At 74.4% G+C, this 10485-nt stretch carries 8 protein-coding genes; 5 read left to right on the top strand and 3 right to left on the bottom strand.

The genetic code is table 11. The features are described from left to right. Positions 1–268: 268 nt before the first annotated feature. Positions 269–1300, bottom strand: coding sequence for an SGNH/GDSL hydrolase family protein (locus ACQKM2_RS30470; protein ID WP_427715308.1), 1032 nt, complete (start codon positions 1298–1300; stop codon positions 269–271). 125 nt (positions 1301–1425) lie between these two features. Here ACQKM2_RS30470 and ACQKM2_RS30465 point away from each other — a divergent pair, with 125 nt between their 5' ends. Continuing rightward, positions 1426–2808 (top strand): cystathionine beta-synthase, encoded by a 1383-nt coding sequence (locus tag ACQKM2_RS30465; RefSeq protein WP_125603253.1) that lies wholly within the window; start codon positions 1426–1428, stop codon positions 2806–2808. A 355-nt stretch (positions 2809–3163) separates the two neighbouring features. Here ACQKM2_RS30465 and ACQKM2_RS30460 read toward each other — a convergent pair whose 3' ends face one another. Further along, a complete protein-coding gene (locus ACQKM2_RS30460; RefSeq protein WP_427715307.1) occupies positions 3164–3532 on the bottom strand; it encodes a hypothetical protein in 369 nt (122 codons plus the stop codon). 155 nt (positions 3533–3687) lie between these two features. Between ACQKM2_RS30460 and ACQKM2_RS30455 the strand changes: the two genes are divergently transcribed. Next, positions 3688–4530, top strand: a complete 843-nt coding sequence (locus ACQKM2_RS30455; RefSeq protein ID WP_385771364.1) for a MurR/RpiR family transcriptional regulator — start codon at positions 3688–3690, stop codon at positions 4528–4530. 28 nt (positions 4531–4558) lie between these two features. Here ACQKM2_RS30455 and ACQKM2_RS30450 read toward each other — a convergent pair whose 3' ends face one another. Beyond that, a complete protein-coding gene (locus ACQKM2_RS30450) occupies positions 4559–5896 on the bottom strand; it encodes a diaminopimelate decarboxylase (RefSeq protein ID WP_427715304.1) in 1338 nt (445 codons plus the stop codon). A 104-nt stretch (positions 5897–6000) separates the two neighbouring features. On the opposite strand from ACQKM2_RS30450, the gene hutU reads away from it, so the two are divergent. The 3 genes from hutU to ACQKM2_RS30435 all read left to right on the top strand — a co-directional run bounded on the left by hutU (position 6001) and on the right by ACQKM2_RS30435 (position 10327). Then, on the top strand, positions 6001–7665 hold the full coding sequence (gene hutU, locus ACQKM2_RS30445) for a urocanate hydratase (protein WP_427715302.1): 1665 nt from the start codon (positions 6001–6003) through the stop codon (positions 7663–7665). Between the two features lie 140 nt (positions 7666–7805). Then, positions 7806–8996: an allantoate amidohydrolase gene (locus ACQKM2_RS30440; protein ID WP_427715322.1), complete on the top strand. Its 1191-nt coding sequence runs from the start codon at positions 7806–7808 to the stop codon at positions 8994–8996. Beyond that, complete coding sequence (locus ACQKM2_RS30435) at positions 8987–10327, top strand: formimidoylglutamate deiminase (protein WP_427715299.1); 1341 nt, start codon at positions 8987–8989, stop codon at positions 10325–10327. The genes ACQKM2_RS30440 and ACQKM2_RS30435 overlap by 10 nt, the downstream gene beginning before the upstream one ends. Positions 10328–10485: the final 158 nt, after the last annotated feature.

Genomic DNA, 10485 nt, shown 5'->3' with positions numbered 1-10485 from the left:
CTGCTCCCCGCCCCGCCCTTCGCCCGTTCCCCGGGGCTCCGCCCCCAGACCCCCGTGCCTCAAGCTCCCCCAGCCACCGCTGGGAGGTGCTCCCAGGCGGGGTGGAGTGCGCGGAGCGCACTTCCAGCCGCGCCGGCGATTGAGGCGAGAACGGGTGAAGGGTGGGGAGGGGCAGGCCCCGCGCAGCGGCCCGCCCGCGCGAATCGGCCGGGCCCCGCTCACGGGGCTGTCAGGGCCCGGTGCAGTCCGGGTGCGGCCCCCGGAGGGGCTACGCCGGGTCCTCCGGGGCGGCGGCGGACGCCGACGCGGCGGCGGGTTCCGGGGACTCGGGTTCCGGGAGGCGCCGGCGGCGGCGGTGCTTCAGGAGGGCCCACGGGCCGCGGGCCGGGGTGACCTCCGTGCCCGGTTCGCCCGCCGCCGCCGAGGCGGCCTTGGCCACCAGCAGCATGTCCTCGTCCCGCGACACGTCCAGCCGGTCCGACCCCGGCCACAGACCCAGCGCCGCGCACAGCGTCGGCAGGACCGCCATCGCCGCCGTCGCGTAGCCCTCCGCCGAGGGGTGGTACGAGTCCGGGCCGAACATCTCGCGGGGGTTCGCCGCGAACTCGGGGCCCAACAGGTCACCCATCGAGATCGTGCGCGCCCCCAGCGCGACCACCCCGATCGTCTGCGCCGCCGCCAGCTGCCGCGACACCCGGCGGGCCATCCACCGCAGCGGCTGGTACACCGGCTCGATCGTGCCCAGGTCGGGGCAGGTCCCGACCACCACCTCCGAGCCCGCGAGCCGCAGTCTTCGTACCGCGGTCGTCAGCAGCCGCACCGACTGCGTCAGCGGCATCCGCTTGGTCACGTCGTTCGCGCCGATGATGATCACGCACACGTCCGGCGCCGGGCCGCGCCCGTCCAGCAGCAGGCTCACCTGGCGGTCCAGGTCGTCCGACATGGCGCCGGACAGCGCCACGTTGCGCAGCTCCACCGGCCGCTCGGCCACCGCCGCCAGACCGGACGCCAGCAGCGCGGCCGGCGTCTGGCGGGCCCGGTGGACGCCCAGCCCGGCCGCCGTGGAGTCGCCGAGCATGCCCATCCGCAGCGGGCCGGGGCTCATCTCCGGCCCGTTGAACTCGCTCCCGTACAGGCCGTCCGCCCGCGGCGGCTCGCCCAGCCCGTTGCCCACCGTGCGCTTCGCGAACTGCACCTCCGCCAGCACCAGCCCGAACGCGGCGACCCCGACCAGCCCGAGACCGCCACCGCCGTACGCTGCCCCCGCCGCGATCCGGCGGGCCGTCCTCGCCCTGGACACCCTTGGAGCCACCTCCTGCGTCGTGTTGACCTACCTGCCCCGTACTGCCGGTCGGCCAATCCCTTTCCGCATACTCTGGCCGGACCTCCCGGAGAACCCGTGGAGTCCCCTTCTTGGAGAACATGGTGCAATTCCACGACTCGATGATCAGCCTCGTCGGCAACACCCCGCTGGTGAAGCTCAACCGCGTGACCGAAGGCCTGCAGGCCACCGTGCTTGCCAAGGTCGAGTACTTCAACCCCGGCGGTTCGGTGAAGGACCGCATCGCCGTCCGGATGATCGAGGCCGCCGAGCAGAGCGGTGCCCTCAAGCCCGGTGGCACCATCGTGGAGCCCACCAGCGGCAACACCGGCGTCGGACTCGCCATCGTGGCCCAGCAGAAGGGCTACAAGTGCATCTTCGTCTGCCCTGACAAGGTGTCCATGGACAAGATCAACGTCATGCGCGCGTACGGCGCCGAGGTCGTGGTCTGCCCGACCGCAGTGGACCCCGAGCACCCGGACTCGTACTACAACGTGTCCGACCGCCTCGCGCGCGAGCCCGGCGCCTGGAAGCCCGACCAGTACAGCAACCCGAACAACCCCCGTTCGCACTACGAGACCACCGGTCCCGAACTGTGGGAGCAGACCGAGGGGAAGATCACGCACTTCGTGGCCGGCGTCGGCACGGGCGGCACGATCTCCGGCACCGGCAACTACCTCAAGGAGGTCAGCGGCGGGAAGGTCAAGGTCATCGGCGCGGACCCGGAGGGCTCCGTCTACTCCGGCGGCAGCGGCCGCCCGTACCTCGTCGAGGGTGTCGGCGAGGACTTCTGGCCGACGGCCTACGACCCGAACGTCACCGACGAGATCATCGCGGTGTCCGACAAGGACTCCTTCCAGATGACCCGCCGCCTGGCGAAGGAGGAGGGCCTGCTGGTCGGCGGCTCCTGCGGCATGGCGGTCGTCGCCGCGCTGCGCGCCGCCGAGGGCCTGGGCCCGGACGACGTGGTCGTCGTCCTGCTGCCGGACAGCGGCCGCGGCTACCTCAGCAAGATCTTCTCGGACGAGTGGATGGCCGGGCACGGCTTCCTGGAGGAGGCGGGCCCCGCCGCGCGCATCGGCGACGTCCTCGCCGACAAGGAGGGCGGCATCCCGTCGCTCGTCCACATGCACCCCGAGGAGACCGTCGGCCAGGCCATCGAGGTGCTGCGCGAGTACGGCGTCTCGCAGATGCCGATCGTCAAGCCGGGCGCCGGCCACCCCGACGTGATGGCCGCCGAGGTCATCGGCTCGGTCGTGGAGAAGGAGCTCCTCGCGGCGCTGTTCGCGCAGCGGGCCTCGCTCGGCGACCCGCTGGAGAAGCACATGAGCGCGCCGCTGCCGCAGGTCGGCTCCGGTGAGCCGGTGTCGGAGCTGATGGCGGTGCTCGGCGAGGCCGACGCGGCGATCGTGCTGGTCGAGGGCAAGCCCACCGGTGTGGTGAGCCGCCAGGACCTGCTGGCGTTCCTGGCCAAGACGGCCAAGTAGTACCGCGCGTACGCGGTCGGAGAGGCGGCGGGCCGCGGGGCCGCCGCCTCGCCGCTGTCGCGGGAAGCAGAAGCGGAAAGGCGGGGACCGCCGCACCCCCGGCGGGCCGGGGGGCGGGACGACGGCGGTCCCCGCCCCGGGACACGGGCCGGGTCAGGGCCGTCCGCGTCCGTGGCACCGGCGCGTTCCGGGAGCCGCTCCGGAGGTGCGCAGGTGCCGTGCGAGGCGTCGGCGGGGTGCGCTGCCTTCCCGGTTTCCCGGGCTTCCCTGCCGACAACCCCACTGTGCCGCAGCCGTGTTAAGCCGGTGCTGCCGTCACGTGTCGCCCCCGTACCGTTTGCGCGAAGGACGCCCCTCAGGGGGTGTGCCGCGAGGGGCGGCGCAGGCGGCCGGTGTGGGCGAGGCTGACGCCCACGATGCCCGCCCAGGTCGCCACCAGGCCGCCGATGCCCTGGGTGACGCCGATGGCCGACAGCGGGACCGCCAGCACCAGCGTGACGATCGCGAAGCCGAAGCGCTCCCCGAAGGCGCTCACCGGTCCGGCGGGGCCGTGCCCGGCCGGACCGCCGCCGCGCGCCTGGAGCAGCCGCTCCTCGGCGAGCCTGCGCCGGACCTGGGTGTCGACCTTGTCCACGAAGGAGTCCACGAGCGCGGCCTCGTACTCGGGTCCGAGCTCCCGCCGGGCCTCCAGCGTGGCGGCGAGTTCCTTCTTGAGCTCTGTCATGCGGCCACCGTAGGAAGGGCCGCGACGGCCCGCACTGGGGGTAGCCCCCGTATCAGGGCATCCGGATCGCGGTCACGGCTTGCCGAGCTGCATAGACGCATGCAGAGTGCAGGGTGACTGAATATCTCACCGGGGACGGGACGGAGGGGGCGGCGATGAACGACAGCCCGGCCGCACGGCTGCAACAGCTGTTCGAGGGGCACAGGCTGACGCCGACCCAGCGGCGCATCGCGCACTGCATGGTGCGCGGCGCGGCGGAGGTTCCCTTCCTGTCGAGCGTGGAACTCGCCGAGCTGGCCGGGGTGAGCCAGCCCTCGGTGACCCGGTTCGCCGTGGCCCTCGGTTTCGACGGGTACCCGGCGCTGCGCCGGCACCTGCGCGAGGTCGCTCCCGCCGGGCGTCCCGAGCCGGCGCGCGAGGGCGAGTACAACGAGTACCAGCAGGCCGTGCAGGGCGAGATCGAGAACCTCCAGCGGCTGTCGGCGATGCTCGCGGACCCGGCTCCGGTCGAGGAGGCGGGCCGGGTGCTGGCCGGGTCGTCCCCGCTGCCGGTGCTCGGGCTGCGGGCGGCGTCCTCGCAGGCGCGCGGGTTCGCGTACTTCGCGGCCAAGGTGCACCCGGACGTGCGCCTCCTCGACGAGGGCGGCTCCATGCTCGCGGACCGGATCGACGCGGCCGCGGCGGCGGGGGCCTCGGCGCTGCTGTGCTTCGCGCTGCCGCGGCACCCCCGCGAGGTGGTGGAGGCCCTGGAGCACGCGCGGGCGGCGGGGCTGACGGCGGTGACGGTCGCCGACTCGGCCTTCGCGCCCGTCGCCCGGCACTCGGACCTGCTGATCCCGGCGCCGGTCGGCACCGGGCTCGCCTTCGACACGGCGTGCGCGCCGATGCTGCTGGGCCGGGTACTGCTGGAGGCGATGGCGGACGCTCTGCCGGACGCGCAGGCGCGGCTGGAGGACTTCGACGCGCGGGCCGCCGCGCGGGGGCTGTTCGTCGAGTAGTCGGCTTCAGGCCCCCGGCCCCCGGCGCCTACAGCAGCGCGTCGCCGTGGTCGCCGCCCGCCTCCGCCACGATCTGTGCCGGGGACTGGGCCGGGCGCGCCAGGGTGAAGCGGATGTCCGGGCCGTCAGCCGTGAAGCCGTGGACCGCCGGGCGGGGGAGGCTGTTGTAGCCGTAGTGGGCCGTGAAGGCGTACGCGCCCGTGTCCGGGACGGCGATCACGTCGCCCGGGAAGAGTTCCGGCAGCTCCCGGGCGGTGGCCAGCAGGTCCCCCGCGAAGCAGGCCGGGCCCGCGACGTCCTGGGCCACCGGGGCGCCGGTCCTGGGGGCGCCCCCGGCGTCGTACGCCAGGATCCGCAGCGGCCAGGCCGCCGGCGCGTACACGGTGCGGGTGGCCAGCTGGACGCCCGCGTGGGTCAGGGCGATGCGGCGGCCGCCGGTGGTCTTCGTGTACTCGACCCGCGCCAGCACCAGCCCGTGCTTGGCCAGCAGCGACCGTCCGAACTCGGTGACCAGCCCGTACGAGCCGTCGAAGAGCGCGGGGACGGCCGCGCGCAGGGCCGCCACGTACTCCGCGTACGCCGGCGCGTGCTCGTCCGAGGCGAAGTCCACCGGCAGCCCGCCGCCGATGTCGAGGGTGTCGACCCGGCGCTCCCCGGCCGCCGCGTTGATCTCCTCGGCCAGCCCGTGCAGCTCCCGCACCCCCTCGGCGATCAGCTCCAGCGGTACGCCCTGCGAGCCCGAGTGGGTGTGCAGCCGGGTCAGCCACGGCCGCTCCGCGAAGGCCCGTACGAGCCGCTCGCGCGCCCCCGGATCGCGCAGCGCGAAGCCGAACTTGGAGGTGGCGGTGGCCGTGGACAGGGCGCCGATGGACCCGGCGCCGGTCTGCGGGTTGATCCGCAGCCCGACCGGGGAGCGGGTGGGGGCCGCCGCCACCAGGGCGTCGAGGCGTTCCAGCTCCTGGTGGTTGTCGGCGTTGACGGCGATCCCCAGGGCCAGCGCCCCGCGCAGCTCGGCCGCCGTCTTCGCGGGGGAGTCCAGCACCGTCCGCTCCGCCGGGACCCCGGCCGCCCGGGCCAGGGCGAGCTCGCCAGGGCTGGCCGCCTCGCAGCCCAGCCCGCACGCGTCGAGCAGCCGCAGTACGGGCACCAGGGGGGCGGCCTTCACGGCGAAGGTGTGCAGGACGGGCGTCCCGGGCGCCACCGCGGCCGCGAAGGCCTCCGTCAGGGCGGCGGCACGGGCGCGGATACCGGCCACGTCGAGCAGGCAGACCACCGGCTCGCGGTCCAGCAGCCCCTGCTCCACGGCGGCCCGTACGGCCCGGTCGCGGCGCTCGGCGGCGCCCTGCGCGTGCGTGTCTGCGGCCATGGCGCCATCCCATCATCAGGCCGACCCGCCCGCAGCTGTTGACTGGAACTATTCATGCCGCGAGGATGTGAATGGATTGACCAACATCGGAGGAGGCACCAGCCATGTCAGGACCCCGCCCCGTACGGGCCGCGCGAGGCACCGAGCTCAGCACCCTGGGATGGCAGCAGGAGGCCGCCCTCCGCATGCTGCAGAACAACCTCGACCCCGAGGTCGCCGAACACCCCGACAAGCTCGTCGTCTACGGCGGCACCGGCAAGGCCGCCCGCGACTGGCGCTCCTTCGACGCGATGGTCCGCACCCTGCGCACCCTCAAGCAGGACGAGACCATGCTGGTCCAGTCGGGCCGCCCGGTCGGCGTGATGCAGACCCACGAGTGGGCGCCGCGCGTCCTGCTCGCCAACTCCAACCTCGTCGGCGACTGGGCCAACTGGGAGGAGTTCCGCCGCCTGGAGCACCTCGGCCTGACCATGTACGGCCAGATGACCGCCGGCTCCTGGATCTACATCGGCACCCAGGGCATCCTCCAGGGCACCTACGAGACCTTCGCGGCCGTCGCCGCCAAGAAGTTCGGCGGCACCCTGGCCGGCACCATCACCCTCACCGCCGGCCTCGGCGGCATGGGCGGCGCCCAGCCGCTGGCCGTGACGATGAACGACGGCGTCGCCATCTGCATCGACGTCGACCCGCGCGCCATCGAGCGCCGCATCGAGCACCGCTACCTGGACGTCAAGGCCGACAACCTGCGCCACGCCCTCCAGCTGGCCGTCGAGGCCCGCGACGCCCGCAAGCCGCTCTCCATCGGCCTCCTCGGCAACGCCGCCGAGCTGCTCCCGCAGATGCTGGCCGAGGGCGCCCCGATCGACATCGTCACCGACCAGACCTCGGCCCACGACCCGCTGTCCTACCTGCCGGTCGGCGTCGCCTTCGAGGACATGGCCGACGCCGCCGCCAAGGACCCGGCCGGCTTCACCACCCGCGCCCGCGAGTCGATGGCCAAGCACGTCGAGGCCATGGTCGGCTTCATGGACGCCGGCTCCGAGGTCTTCGACTACGGCAACTCCATCCGCGGCGAGGCCCAGCTGGCCGGCTACGACCGCGCCTTCGCCTTCCCCGGCTTCGTCCCCGCCTACATCCGCCCGCTGTTCTGCGAGGGCAAGGGCCCCTTCCGCTGGGCCGCCCTGTCCGGCGAGGCCTCGGACATCCACAAGACCGACAAGGCGATGCTGGAGCTCTTCCCGGAGAACGAGTCCCTGCACCGCTGGATCAAGATGGCCGGCGAGCGCGTCCACTTCCAGGGCCTGCCCGCCCGCATCTGCTGGCTCGGCTACGGCGAGCGCGACAAGGCCGGCGAGCGCTTCAACGAGATGGTCGCCGACGGCACCCTCGCCGCCCCGCTGGCCATCGGCCGCGACCACCTCGACTGCGGCTCCGTGGCCTCCCCGTACCGCGAGACCGAGGCCATGCTCGACGGCTCCGACGCCATCGCCGACTGGCCGCTGCTCAACGCCATGGTCAACGTGGCCTCCGGCGCCTCCTGGGTCTCCATCCACCACGGCGGCGGCGTCGGCATGGGCCGCTCCATCCACGCCGGCCAGGTCACCGTCGCCGACGGCACCCCGCTGGCCGGCGAGAAGATCCGCCGCGTCCTCACCAACGACCCCGGCATGGGCGTCATCCGCCACGTCGACGCCGGCTACGACATCGCCGAGAACGTCGCCGACGAGCGCGGCGTCCGCGTCCCGATGCGCGAGGGTGACTCCGCGTGATCCCGTCCAGCGACACCGGCGCGGGCGAGGCGTCCCGGGGCTCCGCCCCGGGCGCCCGCCCCGCCGCCCCGGCCGGCGGAGGCTCCCCGGAGCCCTCCGCCGGCGCGGGCCGGGGCCCGGGCGGGGCCTCGTTCCACGCCATGTGGAACGAGCTCGCCCCCATCGGCCGCCACGCCGACTCCGGCGGGTACCGCAGGTACGCCTGGACCGGCGCCGACGCCGACTGCCGGGCCTGGTTCCGGGGGCAGGCCGAGTCGCGCGGGCTCGCGTACGAGGTGGACCGCAACGGCAACCAGTGGGCCTGGCTCGGCGACCCCCTCGCGGGCGACGCCGTGGTCACCGGCTCCCACCTGGACTCCGTCCCCGACGGCGGGGCCTTCGACGGCCCCCTCGGCGTGGTGTCCTCCTTCGCCGCCCTCGACGAGCTCCGCGCCCGCGGCGCCGCCCTCACCCGGCCCCTGGCCATCACCAACTTCGGTGACGAGGAGGGCGCCCGATTCGGGCTGGCCTGCGTCGGCTCCCGGCTCGCCGCCGGACAGCTGACCAAGGAGAAGGCGTACGAACTGCGCGACGCCGACGGCGTCAGCCTCCCGCAGGCCATGGAGGCCGCCGGCCACGACCCCGGCTCCATCGGCGCCGACCCCGAACGCCTCTCCCGCATCGGCGCCTTCGTCGAACTCCACGTCGAACAGGGCCGCGCCCTCGACCTGTCCGGCGACCGCGTCGGCATCGCCTCCGCGATCTGGCCGCACGGCCGCTGGCGGTTCGACTTCCACGGCGAGGCCAACCACGCGGGCACCACCCGCCTCGTGGACCGCCGCGACCCGATGCTCACCTACGCGGAGACCGTCCTGGCCGCCCGCCGGGAAGCGGCCCTCGCCGGCGCCGTCGCCACCTTCGGCAAGATCTCCGTCGAGCCGAACGGCGTCAACGCCATCCCCTCCCTCGTCCGGGGCTGGCTCGACTCCCGCGCCGCCGACCAGGCCACCCTCGACACGGTCGTCACCGCCGTCGAGAAGGCCGCCCGCGAGCACGCCGACCGCGACGGCATCGACCTGAACGTCGTACGGGAGTCCTTCACCCCCGTCGTCGAGTTCGAGCACGCCCTGCGCGACGAACTCAACCGGATCCTCGGCGGCTCCGTCCCGGTCCTCGGCACGGGCGCGGGACACGACGCCGGAATCCTCTCCGCGTCCGTACCGACCGCGATGCTGTTCGTACGCAACCCCACCGGCGTCTCCCACTCGCCGCGGGAGTTCGCGGCCGAGGACGACTGCGTCGCCGGAGTCCTCGCACTCGCCGACGTACTGGAAGGCCTGGCATGCCGCTGAAGACGTACTGGCTGGAGCACGCCTGGCTCGGCGACACCGTCGAGCCGGGCGTCGCCTTGGAGGTGTCCGCCGACGGGCGGATCGCCGCCCTGCGCACCGGGACGGACACCCCGCCCCCCGGCGCGGAGGTCCTGCGCGGCCTGACCCTCCCCGGCCTGGCCAACGCCCACAGCCACGCCTTCCACCGGGCCCTGCGCTCCGTCGTCCAGGTCGGCTCGGGCACCTTCTGGACCTGGCGCGACGTCATGTACAAGGTCGCCCAGAACCTCACCCCCGAGAGCTACTTCGACCTCGCCCGCGCCGTGTACGCGGAGATGGCCCTCGCCGGCATCACCAACGTCGGCGAGTTCCACTACGTCCACCACGCGCCCGGCGGCACCCCGTACGCCGACCCCAACGCGATGGGCGAGGCCCTCATCGAGGCCGCCGCCGCGGCGGGCATCCGCATCACCCTGCTCGACACCGCCTACCTCTCCTCCGGCTTCGGCGAGGCCCCGAGCGAGCACCAGAAGCGGTTCTCCGACGGCACCGCCGACGCCTGGGCCGAACGGGTCTCGGCCCTCAAGCCCCGCGAACACGCGCTGGTCGGCGCGGCGGTCCACTCCGTACGGGCCGTCCCGGCCGGGCAGCTCGCCACGGTCGCCGGCTGGGCGCAGGAGCGGCGGGCCCCGCTGCACGTGCACCTGTCCGAGCAGACGGCGGAGAACGACGCCTGCCAGGCCGCGCACGGGCGCACGCCCACCCAGCTCCTCGCCGACCACGGGGTGCTCGGCCCGCGCACCACCGGCGTGCACAACACGCACCTGACGGACGCGGACATCGCCCTGCTCGGCGGGACCGCCACCGGCACCTGCATGTGCCCCACCACCGAACGCGACCTCGCCGACGGCATCGGCCCGGCCGGCCGGCTCCAGCGGGCGGGCAGCCCGCTGTCGCTGGGCAGCGACAGCCACGCCGTGATCGACCTGCTGGAGGAGGCCCGCGCGATGGAGCTCAACGAGCGCCTCGCCAGCCGCACCCGGGGCCACTGGACGGCGAACGCCCTGCTCCGCGCCGCCACCGAGGACGGCCACGCCGCCCTGGGCCTCGCGGACGCGGGCCGCCTCGAAGTGGGCGCCCTCGCCGACTTCACCACCGTCGCCCTGGACTCCGTACGCACCGCCGGCCCGCCGGCGCGCCTCGGTGCGGAGACGGCCGTCTTCGCCGCCTCGGCCGCCGACGTCCGCCACACGGTGGTGGGCGGCCGCCACGTGGTCCGCGACGGCCACCACACCCTGGTCGGTGACGTGGCCGCCGCCCTGGCCGACTCGATCGCAGCCGTCCGCGGCTGACACCCGGAATTCCCCCCACCCCGCCCCTTCCCGAAACCGGGGCTTCGCCCCGGACCCCCTTCCGGGCGCTGCGCGCCCGGTGCGCTCAATGGCCGCGCGGGCTGGAAATTCGCTGCGCGAATTCCAGCCCCGCCGGCGTTTGAGGCGCGGGGGTCTGG

The organism is Streptomyces sp. NPDC004126 (assembly GCF_050275515.1).
Taxonomy (GTDB): domain Bacteria; phylum Actinomycetota; class Actinomycetes; order Streptomycetales; family Streptomycetaceae; genus Streptomyces.
The sequence above is the reverse complement of the archived record's forward strand: the minus strand, read 5'-3'. Positions and strand labels throughout refer to the sequence as shown.